This is a genomic window from Xenorhabdus sp. PB30.3 (assembly GCF_963895965.1).
GTDB classification, from domain to species: domain Bacteria; phylum Pseudomonadota; class Gammaproteobacteria; order Enterobacterales; family Enterobacteriaceae; genus Xenorhabdus; species Xenorhabdus stockiae.
This window is the reverse complement of record NZ_CAWQMW010000142.1, coordinates 15,235-33,836: the sequence shown is the minus strand read 5'-3', so window position 1 is coordinate 33,836 and position 18,602 is coordinate 15,235. Positions and strand designations below refer to the sequence as shown.

13 protein-coding genes are annotated in these 18,602 nt (G+C 40.9%); 6 read left to right on the top strand and 7 right to left on the bottom strand.

Annotated features, from left to right (window positions below; translation table 11 throughout):
• Positions 1 to 427: 427 nt before the first annotated feature.
• Positions 428 to 991: a tyrosine-type DNA invertase gene (locus AACX38_RS13560; RefSeq protein ID WP_086955361.1), complete on the top strand. Its 564-nt coding sequence runs from the start codon at positions 428 to 430 to the stop codon at positions 989 to 991.
• 480 nt (positions 992 to 1,471) lie between these two features.
• On the opposite strand, the gene yjiA is transcribed toward AACX38_RS13560, so the two are convergent.
• Positions 1,472 to 2,425, bottom strand: coding sequence for a GTPase (yjiA, locus tag AACX38_RS13555; RefSeq protein WP_228864594.1), 954 nt, complete (start codon positions 2,423 to 2,425; stop codon positions 1,472 to 1,474).
• A gap of 206 nt (positions 2,426 to 2,631) precedes the next feature.
• Between yjiA and AACX38_RS13550 the strand changes: the two genes are divergently transcribed.
• Positions 2,632 to 4,389, top strand: a complete 1,758-nt coding sequence (locus AACX38_RS13550) for a flavin monoamine oxidase family protein (RefSeq protein WP_228864592.1) — start codon at positions 2,632 to 2,634, stop codon at positions 4,387 to 4,389.
• 128 nt (positions 4,390 to 4,517) lie between these two features.
• On the top strand, positions 4,518 to 5,771 hold the full coding sequence (locus AACX38_RS13545; protein WP_228864590.1) for an NAD(P)/FAD-dependent oxidoreductase: 1,254 nt from the start codon (positions 4,518 to 4,520) through the stop codon (positions 5,769 to 5,771).
• Positions 5,772 to 5,866: 95 nt separating this feature from the next.
• Here AACX38_RS13545 and AACX38_RS13540 read toward each other — a convergent pair whose 3' ends face one another.
• The 4 genes from AACX38_RS13540 to map form a co-directional block, all read right to left on the bottom strand.
• A complete protein-coding gene (locus AACX38_RS13540) occupies positions 5,867 to 6,070 on the bottom strand; it encodes a YbdD/YjiX family protein (protein WP_047678653.1) in 204 nt (67 codons plus the stop codon).
• Positions 6,071 to 6,216: 146 nt separating this feature from the next.
• Positions 6,217 to 8,370, bottom strand: a complete 2,154-nt coding sequence (locus AACX38_RS13535; protein ID WP_228864589.1) for a carbon starvation CstA family protein — start codon at positions 8,368 to 8,370, stop codon at positions 6,217 to 6,219.
• 248 nt (positions 8,371 to 8,618) lie between these two features.
• The gene (locus AACX38_RS13530; protein WP_228864588.1) at positions 8,619 to 10,178 is read right to left on the bottom strand and encodes a phosphoethanolamine transferase; all 1,560 of its coding nucleotides are present in this window, start codon (positions 10,176 to 10,178) and stop codon (positions 8,619 to 8,621) included.
• A gap of 205 nt (positions 10,179 to 10,383) precedes the next feature.
• Positions 10,384 to 11,178, bottom strand: coding sequence for a type I methionyl aminopeptidase (gene map, locus AACX38_RS13525; protein WP_228864587.1), 795 nt, complete (start codon positions 11,176 to 11,178; stop codon positions 10,384 to 10,386).
• A 184-nt stretch (positions 11,179 to 11,362) separates the two neighbouring features.
• Between map and AACX38_RS13520 the strand changes: the two genes are divergently transcribed.
• Both AACX38_RS13520 and AACX38_RS13515 read left to right on the top strand, forming a co-directional pair.
• Positions 11,363 to 11,968, top strand: coding sequence for a plasmid pRiA4b ORF-3 family protein (locus AACX38_RS13520; RefSeq protein ID WP_099123884.1), 606 nt, complete (start codon positions 11,363 to 11,365; stop codon positions 11,966 to 11,968).
• A 110-nt stretch (positions 11,969 to 12,078) separates the two neighbouring features.
• On the top strand, positions 12,079 to 12,441 hold the full coding sequence (locus tag AACX38_RS13515; protein ID WP_228864586.1) for a GFA family protein: 363 nt from the start codon (positions 12,079 to 12,081) through the stop codon (positions 12,439 to 12,441).
• Positions 12,442 to 12,515: 74 nt separating this feature from the next.
• Here the strand turns inward: AACX38_RS13515 and AACX38_RS13510 are convergent, their stop codons facing one another.
• A complete protein-coding gene (locus AACX38_RS13510; protein WP_228864585.1) occupies positions 12,516 to 15,038 on the bottom strand; it encodes a TonB-dependent receptor domain-containing protein in 2,523 nt (840 codons plus the stop codon).
• Between the two features lie 42 nt (positions 15,039 to 15,080).
• Positions 15,081 to 15,581 carry an energy transducer TonB family protein gene (locus tag AACX38_RS13505; RefSeq protein WP_228864584.1) on the bottom strand — a complete coding sequence of 167 codons (501 nt, stop codon included), beginning with the start codon at positions 15,579 to 15,581 and terminating at the stop codon, positions 15,081 to 15,083.
• Between the two features lie 450 nt (positions 15,582 to 16,031).
• Between AACX38_RS13505 and mutS the strand changes: the two genes are divergently transcribed.
• On the top strand, positions 16,032 to 18,593 hold the full coding sequence (gene mutS / locus AACX38_RS13500) for a DNA mismatch repair protein MutS (RefSeq protein WP_228864595.1): 2,562 nt from the start codon (positions 16,032 to 16,034) through the stop codon (positions 18,591 to 18,593).
• Positions 18,594 to 18,602: the final 9 nt, after the last annotated feature.

The following is an 18,602-nucleotide window of genomic DNA, read 5'->3' as shown; positions in this document are numbered from 1 at the left end:
CACAAAATAAGTGTATATTTTGATCTAATTAGATAAATCATTTACTTTTTCCACTAAATGCAGTAAAAAGACGAAACCATTACACCCTAAAGGAACAATATAAGAATAAAAAACTAAAAATAAAACTCAGTAAAATGTTTAGTTGCAAAATTTAGCCAAACAACATTCTTAGTAGAATTATCTTTATAATTAGCCCATTCTATTCACGAGGGTTACATAACAAATATTTACACTTTCTCAATAAATATTTTCATTAAAAAAAGATAAATAGAAGCAGCAAATTTCTTCATTGTCTGTTTTCTAATTATATTAACCTGGTATTTATCCAATCATGTGGAAAAGCTCCAATAGCTTGTTGTATTCGATTAGTTTAAATATCCCCGTTATTTATAGCTGATCGAACTGATGTAATAGGAATGATAATTTCATGAAGCAACGTAAATTTTTAACCCGATACGAGATAGATGCAATTTTGGCAGAAACAAAACAAGGACGTCATGCAGAACGAGATTATTGCATGCTATTAATGTGTTTTATTCATGGCTTCAGGGTCAGTGAGCTGTGTAATTTATGTTTATCCGATCTCGATTTAAATTCAGCTATTATTCATATCAGGCGATTAAAAGGTGGTCTGTCAACAACACATCCACTCATCCCGGAAGAAATTGAAGCACTAAAAAAATGGCTGGATGTACGCCAAAAATGGCGAGAAGCGGATTCTCCATGGGTTTTCCTCTCCCAAAAATCGGGAGCGGTTTCACGGCAACAAGTTTATGGATTACTGAAGCGTTATGGTAAGCAGGCTGCGGTCAGTGTTTCTCCACACCCTCATATGCTAAGACATGCCTGTGGTTACGCACTTGCCGATCTCGGCCGTGATACACGTTTAATTCAGGATTATCTGGGGCACCGTAATATTTCACATACAGTGATTTACACAGCCAGTAATGTAAAACGCTTTTCTAACATTTGGGAGACACACTCTAAGTGAATTTCCATCTATTTTCCCTGTTTTCACTAACATGATCTGTTATTGCGACGATCTCCACTACTTCTTCTGTGGAGATTGCAGGTAAACAAAACAGATGAATTCATCATAATACAAATATGAACCTTGACGTATGATAAATCTGATTTATGTATAATATTTGTCTTTATTGTTTTGTATTTGTTAAATCAGTGCTTGCTGTTTTTATAAAACTTAAACTCCAGGTTAGAATTTATAATATAAATTTCTATTTAAATATGTGGCAAAAAATTTCTACCTATTCTTAATAATATACATTATGAATTTCAGGTTGCAGCCAGTAATACAGCACCTGAAAGGTAGATATAGAAAAATGCATTACCCAGCATCTTACTGCAATGAATCGATTTCATTAGTAAAGAGGTAGCTTAAAAAATGAAGGGAGTATTCCCTTCATTTTTCAAGTTCAGTGCAACAGATATGTTGTTATTAAAAAATAACTAACTATAGCTGTGCAAATTTTTCCCTGATTTTCTGGTCTGGCAGATCTACTCCAATAAAAACCAGCACACTTTGGCGATGTTCATCATCACGCCATTCACGATCCCAGTCTGCACTGTACAAACGCTGGACTCCCTGAAACAACAACCTGCGCGATTCTTCCTGAATGGCAAGAATACCTTTATAACGCAGTAAATTATCAGCAAAACTCAGTAACAACTCTTCCATCAAATTTGAAACTTTAGTTAATTCCACTGAATGGTTCAGGGTAACAACTATCGACTGAACACTATTTTGGTGCTGAGGGATAAAACGAAAAACAGGCTGTGCAACAGTAAGTTGATCATTCAGAATGAAACCTTCCAGATCAAAAAGCAGATCTAAATCAGCCTTACCGTGTACGATCTTATGGATCGGTGCTCTGGCATTGATCTTCTGCAATCGCCCGATTAATGCGTCATTCTCAGGAGCAACATCCGTTTTCGTCAACAAAAGCCTATCAGCATATCCTACTTGTGATTGTGCAATGGAAAAATTATCAAGCTGCTGCTCTGCATGAACCGTATCCACCAGTGTAATAATCCCATCCAGTAAAAAACGCTGACACAAAACCTCATGAGAAAAGAAAGTCTGAGTGATTGGGCCGGGATCTGCCATCCCTGTACACTCAATAATCAGGCGGTCAAAAACAAACTGTTCGTTATCAATACCATCTAATAAATCAAGTAAAGTGTCTTCCAGCTCATTCGAGCGACTACAACAAATACAGCCATTGCTTAGTGTTTTAATTTGTATTGCTCTATCTCCGATGAGTTCATTATCAATAGGTACTTCACCAAATTCATTTTCTATGACAGCAATTTTATAACCATGTTCAGCATTGAGAATATGCTGTAATAATGTCGTTTTCCCTGATCCTAAAAATCCTGTAAGGATGGTCACTGATATAGGTTTCATTTTTTCCTGCATCACTATAAAAATTGTTTGTTTTAAAAAAATTCAAATCTGAGATCAATAATAATACACGATTTGCACAATCAGATTAATCCAGTTACTCCAATTCTATAAAAATAATATCATGCCGATAAAAATCACTTCTCTTCTCAGCTTTGTATTAAAAAACAACTCCAGCAGAATACTATTTATATTAATGGAGATGGACCATGAAAAAAAACAAAAGAATTGAGATGGATCAAATTCCTCATAGTACCGGGACTCAGGAAGAACTATCAATTGACATTGCTATTGTTGGTGCGGGTGTATCTGGTTTATATACAGGGTATCGTTTATTAAGTGGAGATGATTCTGACAACACCTATTCTCCTACAAGTGTACATATTTTTGATTTAAATCATACGATAGGAGGAAGATTACTCTCTGTTAACTTACCTGGAATGGATATTATTGGTGAGTTAGGAGGAATGCGTTATTTAACATCACAAAAAATCACCACTTCATTGATTGAAAATATTTTTAAATTAGATCACGCTCCCTTTCCAGGAAGTGATTCACCAAATAATTTTTTCTATTTACGAGGTCAGCGATTTAGGGCGGATATCTGGTCTGAAATGCAGAAAAATGATAAAAAATTTAAAATACGATACTTTATTAATGATGATATTCAAGGATATAGTGCCTCACAGCTATTTAATAAGATTATATATGATGTTTTAGTTGCAGACCCTTGGTTTAAGGAGAATTATGGTAATCTTGTTGAAAAAACAAGTAAATATGATTACAAATTTAAAATCAGTCTACGGCAGTGGGATATCATCAAAAAGAATATTACTTATATTAAAAAAGGAAGTCCCTATGATAAAATGAAAGTTAAGGACATCGGATTCTGGAATTTAATTAAAGATCAAGTCGGTCAGGAAGGATATAATTTCTTATCTGATGCCGGAGGATATTATTCAAACACCATAAACTGGAATGCTGCTGAATCAATGTCTTATATGGTAGGTGATTTTACACAAACTGATATAGAATATCGAACTATTAAAAATGGATATGATCAATTAGCCTATGCTTTAGCAAAAGCCTATACAGACCAAAATGGTGCTAAGCTATGGTTAAAAAACACTTTAATCACTTTTCAACATAATAATGGTGGAAATCGTCGTTATTCATTAAAATTCAGAAATGAAAATAGCCAGACTGACTGGACAGTACATACTGATACCATTATTCTGGCAATGCCAAAGCAATCCCTTAATCTTCTGGATCAGTACAATTTTTTCTTTGATAAACATTCACACCCAAAATTAAATAAAAATATTAATACGGTTATTCCTGAGCCATCATTAAAATTATTAATGGGATTTGAGTACCCGTGGTGGAATAAACAATTTAACACCAAATCCGGCGCATCAATTACTGATTTAGCTATTCGCCAATGCTACTATTTCGGTACAGACGATAAAAATTCACATTCATTATTCCTATCAAGCTATAACGACATGCGGGCTGTAACATTTTGGAAAGCACTGATACAAATAAAAGATAAAGATTCTATCTATGAACCTTGTGAAACAAGTATAGTATCAAAAGAAAAATTGAAAGAATCTCCTTTACCCGGAGAGCCTGTCTCTAAACACCTGGTAGAAGAAGCAATGAATCAGGTTAAAGAACTACATGGTATTGATATTCCTCCTCCTTATATTGCCCGAATTCAAGACTGGTCTAAGGATCCATATGGCGGTGGATATCATGCATGGAAAGTCGGAGTATCAGTTGACGAAGTCATGCCTTTTATGAGGCATCCGATAAAAAATGAATCAGTGCATATTATCGGAGAAGCTTACTCAGGGGATCAGGGCTGGACTGAAGGAGCATTTTGTGTCACGGAAAAATTATTACAAGAAATATTTCGTCTTAATTGGCCTGAATGGTTAGATAAAGAATATTATTTAGGGCGATAATTATCTATACACAATGAATTTCAAGATAGAACACTATTTAGTCTCAATCGTGTTTGGCGTGCAATCTGTGTCTGGTTTTATAGTTAATAAAATTAAATTTTAACAATAAATAAAATTGGAGAATATAGATGAATCGACATGACGTTATTAAAATGGAATCACCATTAACAGATCATGAAAATAAATACATTCATAATAAAAAATATGATATCTGTGTAGTTGGTGGAGGAATTATTGGATTGTGCACGGCTTATTATGCCGCTAAGTCTGGTAAGAATATACTGCTGATAGAAAGGAATACTATCGGAACACAAGACTCAAGCTCAGCAGGACATGTCAGAATGTGGAGAACCGTGTATGATGATCTTGAACATGCTAAATTATCTTTCAAAGCTGGAGATATGTATCATGATTTAGAAAAAGAGCTGGGTTCTAAATTCATGTATATGAATGGGTTACTCAATTTTGGTATCGCAACAGGTGATACACCACAAGGCACTCTATTCGGGCCAGTAAGAGTATTAAAAGAGCTCAATAAAAAATATGAAATAATTACCAAAGATGAACTGGAAAGTAAGTATCCTTTCAAAAACCTGCCAGATAATTATATGGGTTTATATAGCCCTGATAATGCAACCATTGACGTCAAAAATATTATCAAAAAACTTGGTCAATACCTGAAAGAGTCAAATAATGTTACTGTCACTGAAGAAACAAAAGTCTGTAAAATAACCAGCCGCCAAGATGGTGTTTCTATTATAACAAATAATGGTAGTTATAAGTCTGATAAAATAGTGATTACTTCTAATGCTTTCACCAATCAAATATTACCTAAATCAGTCGGAATAAGAATAAATTATATTATTTGGGATATGTGTTTTTCATATTATAAACTCACAGGAGAAATTCCAGAAAAAAACTATCCAATGTTTTTTCAATTTGAGAATCCTAAAAACGGTTACAGCAACCTGTTCTATGGCTTTCCTAGTTATGACTTTGCAAGAAAGGGCTTTATCCGTCTGGCGGTAGATTGGGCTTCGTATACTTATGATAATGTAGAAGATAGATGTTTTGCACCAAAGGAATTAGATATTGATATAACTCGAGATTTTGCCAACAAATATATGAGAGGAGTAGATACAACCCCCATTGATATGGCAAGAGCATTACATACTGATTTACCTGATAATACAGCCGTCCTGGATTTTATACCTCAACAATATGATCAATACAAAAATATTATTTTATCATTAGGTGGCTGGTCATTTAAATTTGCCCCATTATTTGGCAAAGCCTGCGCCGATCTTGCATTAAAAGGAAGTACTTCTTTTAATATCTACCCATTCAGGATAGACAGGAAAAATATTATTAAGCCAGCTTAGCCACCAGATTTACCTGACTTAGCCTGAGGCACGATCAACACTTTTTGATAAAAATAAGGTGACGACGCGCCTCAGGTTTGTACCGACTGCATTCACTAACAACAACGCATTCCCCCTTTCCCATCACCACCATAACGTGCGTTCTGGCGTTCACGGAAAAATTCTTCATAAGTCATATAAGGTTGGTCAGGGTGATTATCCTTCATATGCTGTACATAAGTATCATAGTCAGGCACTCCCACCAGCATCCGGGCTGCCTGCCCTAAATATTTTCCGGCACGGCCAAGATTACCAAACATAACACTCTCCCATAACTGTTCTCAAAAGTAATTTTCTTAATGCGATACCTTAAAACTACACCTTAAAGAAATACCCCACATAATACAAAACCTATCATGTGGGGTATTGTGATTGCCAAAGCCACTCTATGGCTTAAGTATTAGCATCAATGCGTAGAAGAAACTTTGACTCCACCTTCCGGAACAGGAACATAAGGCGTTTCTTTATCTGTACGTTCTGGGTTTTTATTCGCGTTTATCGCAGTTTTGATACCATAAATAATGATGCTATAGACCACAATAAGGAACAAAATGCTTAGGCCAGCATTCGTATAGTTGTTCACAACAATATGGCTCATATCATTGATCTGCTGAGCGGTCAGATCTGCTCCGCCTTCCGCAATACGTTGCTTATATTCCTTCGCCAGGAATAAGAAGCCTTCCAGCTTAGGGTTATCACTGAATAATTTCAGCCCCAACGCCCATGTAGTACAAATCAACAACCAAATAGCCGGTACAACCGTTACCCAAATGTACTTAGTACGTTTCATTTTGATCAGTACAACAGTACCCAACACGAGCGCAACAGCTGCCAGCATCTGGTTCGAAATGCCAAAGAGTGGCCACAGGCTCTTAACACCGCCCAGCGGATCGACAACGCCTTGATATAACAGGTAGCCCCACATTCCCACACAGCCGGCTGTACCAATTATACTGGCAATCAGGGAATCCGTTTTTTTCAGCGATGGAACGAAATTACCCAATAAATCCTGCAACATAAAACGACCGGAACGTGTCCCTGCGTCCAGAGCAGTCAGGATGAACAACGCTTCAAACAAAATACCAAAGTGATACCAGAAGCCCATATCTGCGGCCGGAATGATCTGATGGAATACATGAGCAATACCCACCGCCAGAGTCGGTGCACCACCAGCTCGGTTCAGAACCGAAGGTTCACCAATGTCTTTTGCCGTTTGCAGGATTTGGTCAGGTGAAATCACAAATCCCCATGAACTTACCGTGGCCGCTGCCTGAGTGGTGACATCCTGCAAAGCCGCCATAATCGCAGGCGCTTCAGATGTTCCCAGATTATGCAAATCCGGCATGGTAATACCCAGTGCCGACGGCGGTGTATTCATGGAGAAATAAAGCCCCGGCTCGATGATGGATGCTGCAACCAAAGCCATGATCGCAACGAATGATTCCATCAGCATTGCACCATAGCCAATGAATCGGGCATCTTTTTCGTTTGCCAGTAACTTAGGCGTCGTACCAGAAGAAATCAGGGCATGAAAACCAGATACAGCACCACAGGCGATCGTAATAAATAAGAATGGGAATAACGTGCCTTTCCAGACAGGACCTGTACCATCAACAAATTGTGTTACAGCCGGCATTTTCAGGTCAGGGTTGAGGATCACAATACCCACCGCCAGACCAACAATCACACCGATTTTCAGGAAAGTTGCCAGATAATCGCGTGGTGCCAGAATCAGCCAAACAGGCAGCAAGGCAGAGATAAAGGCATAGCCAATCAATGCATAAGTAATGGTGGTATCTTTGAAAGTTAAAGCCGGTCCCCAATAAGGATCAGCGGCAACAACACCACCAAACCATATCGCAGCAATCAGTAACAGAATACCAATAACGGAAACTTCCCCTACTCGTCCCGGGCGGATATACCGCATATAAATCCCCATGAACAGAGCAATGGGAACGGTGGAACAAACGGTAAATACTCCCCACGGACTTTCTGCCAGCGCTTTCACAACTATCAGTGCCAGTACTGCCAGAATAATGATCATAATCAGGAAGCAACCGAACAGGGCGATTGTTCCCGGAACCCGCCCCAGCTCTTCTTTAACGATCTCTCCCAGTGATGTTCCATTGCGGCGGGAAGACATAAACAGAACCATAAAGTCCTGTACGGCACCGGCAAGAACGACCCCCGCCAACAGCCACAATGTTCCCGGCAGATAACCAACCTGTGCCGCCAGCACTGGCCCGACTAACGGCCCGGCCCCCGCAATAGCAGCAAAGTGGTGACCAAACAGGACATTTTTGTTGGTTGGCACATAATTGAGGCCATCATTATTAACAACCGCCGGTGTTGCCCGTGTTGCATCCAGCTTCATCACCTTAGTGGCGATATAAAGGCTGTAATAGCGATAAGCAACCAGATAAACTGCCACCGAAGCAACAACTATCCATAAAGCACTAACATGTTCTCCCCGACGTAGTGCAACAACTCCGAGGCAAAATGCCCCAATTATCCCCAGTATCATCCAGGGGATATGTTTTAAAAATTTATTATTGTTCATAAAACACCCTTTTTTAAGGTAAGACGAACAGCAAGTTACCCTTTCATTTCTCCGCTTCTGTACGCCAGTTATCCGACTACCGCAGGAAGCGATACTACTCGCCACACTGTACTATGATACGAAACTTCTTCCGCCGGGATGGGAAGGATCTGCGCTAACGGTGAAATAACACATTAAGCGGTCAGAATCCTTCTATCAGTGGTTTTACAGTGACTTTAGAGTAAATGCTTCTTGAATATGCTTATCGTCTACAAACCAGAATCAATGGCATCATCTTTCAGGCTGTTAAAGTCAGCATACTTACCATCAAATGAAATGACAGTGTGTTGATCGCCGCATTGCTGCTCAGAAAACCAGTCACATTCAGAAGATAACCGTGGTTCTTCAATCCCCAGCCACGTGGATAACATAGGCAAAAGATGAAATCCGCTGCGATGAGCATTGATTCTGGTCTTAACGTTATAGTCATAGCCAGTAATGACGAAAGGCACCTGATAATTCTGTTTATTGGCATCACTATGGTTCAGATTCTCTTTATCCGTTCCTTTGCGCACAAAAGACAAACCATGATCGGCAAAATAAAGCATCGTCCAGTTCAGCTTATTGTGTCTGGCGATATTCTCAATGTCAGCCAATAAACTGTCCGTATTATGGATGCTCTGTACATAACAGGAGATATCTTTGGAGTGAAAATAGTGGCTGTATTTATTATTAGTTCTGGCACAGGGCTGTGGGTGTGACCCCATCAAATGAATGGCAATCAATCTCTTCTTATGACCCTGTTTCAGGGCATTACGGATATGGGGTAATAAATTTTCATCCGGCATGTAGCTTCTATCATCTGAACTTCCCTCTTTCAGAAAAATAGAATTCATGGCCTGCTGGCCTATCATTGCAGAAGGGGAATCAAACCCGCCTTTCATACCTTGATTGGAAATCCAGTGAGTTTCAAAACCAGCCTTATTTGCCAGTGTCATGATACTGTTATTCAGCTTAATCTGATTTTCCTGACGAATTGCCAGTGAGTTCGTCAATGAAAGCTGAGTGGATGGCGCAGCAGAAATATAGTTAGTGAATATTGTTGCATTCGTTTTATCCAGCCAGGGCGTGTTGTTATCAGGGAATCCATATTCCCCTAAAAAATCCCGACGGACGCTTTCGCCAATAACCATAATGTAGGTATCATATTTATCTTCTTTAACGGTGGGCTGCCAGTCATCCTGATATTTGATCACGCTGGCAAACCGGTTGTTTTCAGACATAACCTTCACATAGCTTTGGTAGGCGTCTTTGAAAAAGCGGATTTCGGGTAAACTGGTATTCAGAAGTTCATAGCTATCCACAAAACCCGACTTCACATATCCCTTAACAGGTGACCAAAACGCAGAAATAAAAAACAGCGCCAATAACCACTTCTTACCTTTTGCTGAGAAAACGGCATTTAATTTTACCGAGCACAACATCAGAATAAAAATAGCAAACACAGTCAAATAAGTTGATACAGGAAACCCACTGATATATTCCAGTGTTTCATTACGGTTGGTATAAAGCACTGAACCGACAGCGTTGATATCCGGAAAACCGTAGTTGAGACCAAGCGGTGCGTATAATATTCCGACAATGGAAAACAAAGAGATCAGTACGACATATAAACGTTTATTACTGGAGGCAAGAAATAAAAAGAATGCAAAAGCACTAAAAACATATATTAATTTTAGCTGATATCCCAGACAATTATGGATCAGTAATACCAGTAGAAAAAGAGAGATTAAATAAAAAATATTTTTATTTTTATAAAGTGAGGACATAATATTATCGGTATTCCTTATAACCATAAATATTGTTGTAAGTCAGTTCCTTTATTGTTTATAAACCCAGAAAAATGATGGCTATACTAAACAATAGACTTTAATTTCCGATAATACTACGTCATAGCAGACTATTAGAAAACAAAAAACAGCCTGCTTAAAACACAAAGAAAGATCACTATCAGTAGCGTACAAAACCGGGAAGCTAGCTGCGCTCAAACATTTCCCGCTCTTCATCCCGCAAGGTCAGAACCCTGAAACCATCATGCGTAACCAGAATAGTATGCTCAAACTGAGCTGATAAGCGGCGATCTTTCGTTGTAACAGTCCAGCCATCTTTATGCAGCTTAACCTCTTTTTTCCCCTGATTGATCATTGGCTCAATCGTGAATGTCATACCTTCTTCCAGTACAATTCCTTCACCCGCTCTCCCATAATGCAGAATCTGAGGTTCTTCATGCATACTACTTCCGATACCATGACCACAGTATTCGCGGACAACACTATAATTATTCGCCTCAGCATGCTGCTGTATCGTCTGCCCGATGTCCCCTAATGTGATACCCGGCTTTACAATCCTGATCGCCTTGTACAGACACTCTTGTGTGATATCCACCAGCCGTCTGGCATGTGAGGGAACTTCTCCGACGCAAAATGTGACGCTGCTATCGCCATAGTATCCGTCTTTTTTTACTGTCACATCCACATTAACAATATCACCATCTTTCAGTTTTTTATCGGATGGCCAGCCATGACAAACGACATGATTAACGGATGTATTGACTGTATAGGGAAAACCATACTGCCCCAGACTACCGGGAATAGCTCCCAGTGTATTAACGATATAATTATGACAAAACGTATCTATTTCTAATGTCGTCACTCCGGGGACAATAATCTGACGAACAGCTTCAAGAACCTGCCCCGTCATACGCCCCGCAATTTCCATTCGTTTTATTTCTTCTGAACTTTTAATCAATACGCCAGTGCTATCTACCATTAATTTTCTCTTATTTTTTCAGTAAGTAGGGTCGTCTATTAATCATGCCCTTGCATAAGTGAATAACTCAAGCTATTTATTAAAATTTGTTCGCATTATCACTATAGAAAATTCATACTGTAATGAAGCCTTATTGAACTCAACATATTTCTTTGTCAATTATTCAAGTCATTAAGGGTGATAAATGAAAAAATTCTATCAGTTAAAAATTACACTTACAGAAACAAAACCTGCTATATGGCGTCGCTTCATTGTTCCATCCAATATTTCATTGGATAGATTACATGATGTTATTCAAGTTGTAATGGGCTGGGAAGATAGTCATTTACATGAATTTATTTTGGATTCTAAGCGTTTTACCGAAAGGCCTGAAGCACCAGAAGAAGGTCATGAGGAAGGGAAATTCAAACTGGATTCACTCATCAAACGCAAAGGAAGTAAATTCATTTATCTTTATGATTTTGGTGACTCATGGGAACATGAAATCTTGTTGGAAAACAGTAACTATTCACCGGAAGAATTACCCATGCCGATATTCTGCCTCGAAGGAGAACAAGCCTGCCCTCCGGAAGATTGTGGCGGAGTCTATGGTTATAGGGATCTACTTAATATTCTTAAAGATCCAGCCCATGAAGAATATCAGGAAATGTTTGAGTGGATACATGGTGAAACGGAAATCTCCCCCGGTGACGCATTTTTACCTGAAAAATTTTATCCCGAGGAAGTCAATAATATGCTGGCCTTATATTATCGCTGGTCGAGAGATCGTTATCTGTCTTTGTTCGGGTGAATGACTCATTCACAATATAAAGGGCCTTTGCTATTTATCCCGGTGAATAAAATAGTAAGGGTCTTTTATTAATTGTGTATGAAGCTATTTATTTTTCATGAGGAAGGATTATGGGTATATCTGAATATCGTGGTGGATGTTTATGCGGCAATATCCAGTTCATTGCAACAGGAACGCCTAATAACCCCCATGCCTGTTCATGCACGATGTGTCAGAAACACTCCGGAGCATTGACACTCTGTTGGGTTGAATTTCCCAAAGATTCAGTGCGATGGATTGGAAAAGGTGGCTTTCCTTCTTTATATCGATCTTCCGATTATTCCAGCCGGGCATTTTGTAATCATTGTGGTAGTTCATTAGGGGCAATTGATGATGGCCCGACGATTGGATTAATTCTGGGAAATTTTGATAATCATGAATCAGAAGAATTAACCCCGTTGTCGCATTCTTACCCGCCTTCACAACCGAAATGAAAATAATACAGAAAAGAAAATGCCTACTCCGTTCAGGAATAGGCATTTCAGTCAGGCGTTCACAACGATGGCAATTAAAACTTAACAGTCACATTCGTTCTGAAAGTACGTCCCGGTCCCGGCATTAATCCCATTGCTAACGGATCGAGGTAATAGACATCAGTCACGTTATCAATACCTGCCTGAATCCGAATGTTTTTATTAACTTTATATTTCACAAACAGGTCAACGGTTGTGTAAGGTTCCCATTCAACGTGAACCAGAACACTTCCGGAACGCTGTCCTTTAACATCACTCAAACCCACGCTAGGCCGGCTCCCCATATAGCTTAGCGTTGCTCCCATATCCAAATCCTGATCAAAAGCACGTCCACCCAATGTCACTGTATAACTATTCTTCGGCTGGATATGGTTTACAACGTAGCTGTCCGGAATACCCCCCGGATTACAGCGCATTTTAGGATTAATGCTTGCCTGTTCTGGTGTTAAACAAAATAGCGTGTGTGTGTAATATGACCAGCCTAATTCAGCGTAAGCAAAACCCACATCATAACTTGATGAAAGCTCTAAACCACGCCACTCCGCTTTATCAACATTGATCATTGTAAGCTGAGTCTCATACTGACCACGTTTTGCGTTGTTTATTCTGGTCAGATAATCTTTAACCTGTGTATCAAAATAGCTCAGTTTAGTACGGAATTTATCGCCATCCATCAACAGATCGTTCTTCAATACATTGACCCCTACTTCCCATGACAGGGAACGCTCAGGTGATAACAGGAGGTTTGTATTCGGAGTCTGAGACCAGCCTTTAGTTGTTTCAAACAGGCTTGGTAACCGGATAGCAGAGCCATACTTGCCATAGAATTGAAGACCTTCTAAAGGCTCAAGGGTCATATTGATAATTGGAGACCAACCGCCAGCAGTACGTTCTAATCCCTCTCCGTAGGTAACCGGTTCAACCACTGCCTTCGGTTTATAATTCTCATCAAAAGTATCTGGAAATATAGGATTATTATCATGAGACTTAAAATATGAATAACGCAAACCACCATCAAAGGTCAGCCAATCCAGAGGCTTCCATTCGGCATTAGCAAAAATATTGTAATCATTGCGCCATCCTTCCCTAAAAGTACCACTCTTATGTGCGTCATAGATCTCATCCTTCGGATAACCAATAGTTTCATATGTGTAAGATGCGCCATAGGTAAACGAAAGATCCCCATAAGGGAACAGGATCTCTGATGTATTATTAATACCTACTCCCCATTTATCCACTTGGCTATAAGTACGGCCTCGTGATAATTCATCTTTTAAATAAGCGGAACCTGTTGGTACTTTACCGAAAGGAGGATTTGACGTATTAATACGGCTAACAGACTTGCTATAAAACGCATTGGCTTTTAAATCGACCAGATAATTACCTTCTGGCTTAAAACGATATTGTGCCGTATATGAATTGACATTGATCTTATTCATAAAGCCTTCATAAGGCACACCCCAACGCGCTATTGCCGATGGCATTATTTCACCATAGCGACTGATATATTCGTTTCTAGCCAGTTCAAGGCCATGACCTTCGTACTTCAATTTTCCTTTCAGTAAATAGGAAATATTATCCATCGAGGTGTTAAGTATTTCCTCACTCGCCCTATAAGGCGTGAATCTCTCAGACGAGGCAAAACTCCAACCTTTACGAGATGGTGTAATTGTTATCTGAGGAACATTTTCTCCTCTTTTACCCGCATAATAGTTGCCATTATGTCGGCGGGCAAAAGCGGCAACCATATCCAGATATTCGCTTTTGATCCCCAATGCAATACTGCCATTCCCTCCGGTTGGACGGAATCCACCATGTCGATCCATTCCGGCAGGGTGACCATAGGCCTTATAAATCTCGTCATTTTGATAGGAATCAGATTTGGGATAACCCCCAACCGTACCCACTTCCGGAGGCCTTGTACTGTTGTTATTAAACCCGCCAGTCATTCTCACACCGAATGTCTGACCATGTAAAACAACATCATTCACATTAAGTGTACTTACCCTGACTACCCCACCAATAGCCCCATTAGCGTCAGCCCCTGTACTCGGGCCTTTCTCAATATCCACGGAACTGATCAAGTCCGGATCAATATAAGTGCGCCCGGCCACCCCTGAATAACCACGGTAAATCGTTGTCTCCTGCATGGCTCCATCAACAATAACCGGTGTTCTTCCCTGCCCCTGCATCCCACGGATATTGACATCCAGCGCGCCAGAATTACGGTTATCACTATTCAGTACGCCCGGCGTTCCCTTCAGAAAATCACCCACGGATGTACCACGGCGCTGTTCTACCTGCTCCGCTGAAATATGAGTACTGGAACCGGGGGTCATATAAGGTAAATCAGCGTTTAGCTGTGCTTCACTGAATCCGGAAACTTTAAGCTCTTTAAGTACCACGGTTTCTGGCTTATGAGGATTTTCTGGCGCGGTTTTCGATGTTTTATCAGTGTCTGCTGCGTAAGATGGAAAAACTGTGTTTCCCAGTAGTGCTAATAAAATCCCTGTTCTCAGGTTCAGTGGGGAGCTGAACGAGTTTGTTGATGATTCCACTTTTAATGCTTCCATGTTATGGCTATTAGTTCAGTGTGATAATTAATTCAATTTGAATGTGATGGGCAAAATGATAGTAACTTTATTATTCTTCAATACGTTTTCCGGAGGTATTGGTAGTGGTTCTGCTCTTTTAAAAACCTGCATAGCTTCTCTGTCCAGTGATGCAATACCGGAACTCTGCTGTATTTCTCTGGTAACCAAATGACCATTTCTATCAATGACAGCCCGAACAACTGATACCCCAGCTTCCCCGTTTCTATGGGCAGAGGCAGGATAATGGATGTATTGCCTAAGGTGCTTCTGTATTTCAAGCTTCCATCGTTTTAGTTCTGTTATTTCCGATGATTCACTGCTGGCTGCTGGTTGTATTGGCTGTATTGCCTTTTCAGCATCAATTAATTGGGTGGTAGGAAGTAACTGATGAGCACCAGAATCAGCGAAATATAGACAATCGATGAGTAAAAGCGATCCAATTAAAAATAATAATGAAAAGCCGCCCAAACGCGGAGGATTAGGTCGAAAAATAATAGGTATACTCATTTGTTGTGCGCTGTTGGTATATTTGTATCGTTCTTATAAGGGTAGTAATGATAATTAATGCCAAAAACAAATGCAAACAATAACAATTATCATTACTTTGTAATTTATCTCTCCATTACCACTGAATTAAAAATGACCAACATCGATACATCAGGGAAAAAGATTTAAATCGAGCCGCTTCGCAATCCCATTTAATAGTCAAAAAATCCGATACATTCCCGATCGCAATCCTGATAACCTACCGTATGACTCTTCCTCTTAATATCAGCCATCGGATCCACAGATGAATCGCACAGATTATCAGTGATAAGATAGTGTTTTCGCCCAGCAGAGGTTCACTAGCGTTCTATCCTTAGCTGATTATATTTAGGTTTTGTCATTTAGATGGGTTGACTGAGTGTCGATAGCCCAGCCGAGTCAACAGGAACAATAAAATTGAATCAAATCAATATGAAAGAATCTCCAGCAAAGGATGTAAGCACCCACACTCCCATGATGCAGCAGTATCTGCGCCTGAAAGCGCAACATCCTGATATTTTGCTGCTTTATCGCATGGGAGATTTTTATGAGTTGTTCTATGACGATGCGAAAAAGGCAGCAAAGTTACTGGATATTTCTCTGACCAAACGTGGGCAGTCCGCAGGCCAGCCAATCCCAATGGCTGGAGTTCCTTATCATGCAATTGAAAACTATCTGGCAAAACTGGTTCAACTGGGTGAATCTGCGGCAATCTGTGAACAGGTTGGCGATCCTGCCACCAGCAAAGGCCCTGTTGAGCGTAAAGTTGTACGTATTGTGACTCCGGGAACTGTCACTGATGAAGCATTGCTGCAAGAACGTCAGGATAACCTTCTGGCGGCTATCTGGCATGACAGTCAGGGATTTGGCTACGCTACTCTGGATATCACTTCCGGTCGTTTCCGTGTTTCTGAAATGGCTGATGAAGATACAATTGCTGCTGAACTCCAGCGCACCCGTCCGGCTGAATTACTCTATCCTGAAGCCTTTGAGCACATGGGGTTGATCGAACGCTATCACGGCCTGCGTCGTCGCCCTATGTGGGAATTTGAACTGGATACGGCAAAGCAGCAGCTAAATCTGCAATTTGGTACCCGTGATCTTATCGGTTTTGGGGTCGAAAAGGCACCACAGGCACTGCGAGCGGCAGGCTGTCTGCTGCAATATGTCAAAGACACTCAGCGCACTGCTCTGCCTCATATCCGCAATATCACAATGGAAAGCCAGCAAGAGACGGTCATCATGGATGCCGCTACCCGCCGCAATCTTGAATTGACTCAGAACCTGTCGGGAAGCACTGAAAACACCCTTGCCTCTGTACTCGATCAGTGTGTGACGCCTATGGGCAGCCGTATGTTGAAACGCTGGCTCCATACCCCAATCCGCAACCGGGATATACTGGAAAATCGCCAGCAGGCTATTTCTGCGCTTCAGGAGATAGGCTTTGAGCTACAACCGTTCTTGCGTCAGGTTGGCGATTTAGAACGTGTGCTGGCCCGTCTCGCTCTCCGCTCTGCCCGTCCTCGTGATTTGGCAAGAATGCGCCACGCTTTCCAGCAATTGCCAGATATCCACCAGATCATGGATTCTTCTGATTCCCTGTATATTCAGGCATTACAACAACGTATTGGTCGTTTTGACGAGTTACAGCAACTGCTGGAAAACGCGGTCGTCGAAACCCCACCTGTTCTGGTGCGTGATGGCGGTGTCATAGCGCCTGGTTATAATGCTGAGCTGGATGAATGGCGAGCATTGGCTGATGGTGCCAGTGATTATCTCGACAAACTGGAAATCCGTGAACGTGAAAAACTCGGTATTGATACCCTGAAAGTCGGCTTCAATGCAGTGCATGGTTATTATATTCAGGTCAGTCGCGGGCAAAGTCACCTTGTGCCGATTCATTATGTACGCCGCCAGACCCTGAAAAATGCAGAACGCTATATTATTCCTGAATTAAAAGAGTATGAAGATAAAGTTCTGACTTCCAAAGGCAAGGCTCTCGCTATTGAAAAAGCCCTGTATGAAGAGCTGTTCGACTTATTACTTCCTCATCTGGCAGCCCTGCAAACCAGCGCTGAAGCACTTTCAGAACTGGATGTGCTGGCAAACCTCGCCGAACGAGCTGAAACACTGAATTATACCTGTCCGACATTAACAGACAGAACCGGCATCCAAATCACGGGAGGCCGTCATCCGGTTGTTGAACAGGTTCTCAGTGAACCCTTTATCTCTAACCCGTTAACCCTCTCTTCACAGCGTCGCCTGTTAATCATTACTGGGCCGAATATGGGCGGGAAAAGTACTTATATGCGTCAGGCCGCTTTGATTACTTTGCTGGCATATATTGGTAGTTTTGTCCCGGCAGAAAAAGCGGTGATTGGGCCAGTAGACCGTATTTTTACCCGTGTAGGTGCATCCGATGATTTGGCATCCGGACGTTCGACCTTCATGGTAGAAATGACTGAAACGGCTAATATTCTGCATAATGCGACAGAACACAGTCTGGTGTTGATGGACGAAATCGGTCGTGGTACATCAACTTACGATGGCCTTTCTCTCGCGTGGGCCTGTGCTGAAAATCTGGCTAACCGCATTAAGGCGATGACGTTATTCGCTACTCACTATTTTGAATTGACGACATTACCTGAAAAATTGGAAGGCGTGGTCAATATCCATCTGGATGCGGTTGAACACGGCGACACCATCGCTTTTATGCATAATGTGCAGGATGGTGCAGCCAGCAAGAGCTACGGGCTGGCCGTTGCCTCACTGGCCGGTGTTCCCCGTGATGTTATCAAACGGGCACGTCAGAAACTAAAAGAGCTGGAGTCACTCTCCAACAATGCAACAGCAGGTCATGTCGATACACCACAGCTGACACTACTGGCGGAAGAAACCTCCCCGGCAGTAGAAGCACTGGAAAACCTGAATCCGGACTCCCTGACGCCACGTCAGGCACTGGAATGGATTTACCGTTTAAAAGACATGGTGTAAAGCATGACG

Coding starts and splice junctions, on each gene's coding strand:
- AACX38_RS13535 (WP_228864589.1), bottom strand. CDS start 8,370: ATGAACAATAATAAATTTTTAAAACATATCCCCTGGATGATACTGGGG.
- yjiA (WP_228864594.1), bottom strand. CDS start 2,425: ATGAAACCTATATCAGTGACCATCCTTACAGGATTTTTAGGATCAGGG.
- AACX38_RS13560 (WP_086955361.1), top strand. CDS start 428: ATGAAGCAACGTAAATTTTTAACCCGATACGAGATAGATGCAATTTTG.
- AACX38_RS13530 (WP_228864588.1), bottom strand. CDS start 10,178: ATGTCCTCACTTTATAAAAATAAAAATATTTTTTATTTAATCTCTCTT.
- AACX38_RS13550 (WP_228864592.1), top strand. CDS start 2,632: ATGAAAAAAAACAAAAGAATTGAGATGGATCAAATTCCTCATAGTACC.
- AACX38_RS13540 (WP_047678653.1), bottom strand. CDS start 6,070: ATGTTTGGTAATCTTGGCCGTGCCGGAAAATATTTAGGGCAGGCAGCC.
- map (WP_228864587.1), bottom strand. CDS start 11,178: ATGGTAGATAGCACTGGCGTATTGATTAAAAGTTCAGAAGAAATAAAA.
- AACX38_RS13520 (WP_099123884.1), top strand. CDS start 11,363: ATGAAAAAATTCTATCAGTTAAAAATTACACTTACAGAAACAAAACCT.
- mutS (WP_228864595.1), top strand. CDS start 16,032: ATGAAAGAATCTCCAGCAAAGGATGTAAGCACCCACACTCCCATGATG.
- AACX38_RS13505 (WP_228864584.1), bottom strand. CDS start 15,581: ATGAGTATACCTATTATTTTTCGACCTAATCCTCCGCGTTTGGGCGGC.
- AACX38_RS13515 (WP_228864586.1), top strand. CDS start 12,079: ATGGGTATATCTGAATATCGTGGTGGATGTTTATGCGGCAATATCCAG.
- AACX38_RS13545 (WP_228864590.1), top strand. CDS start 4,518: ATGAATCGACATGACGTTATTAAAATGGAATCACCATTAACAGATCAT.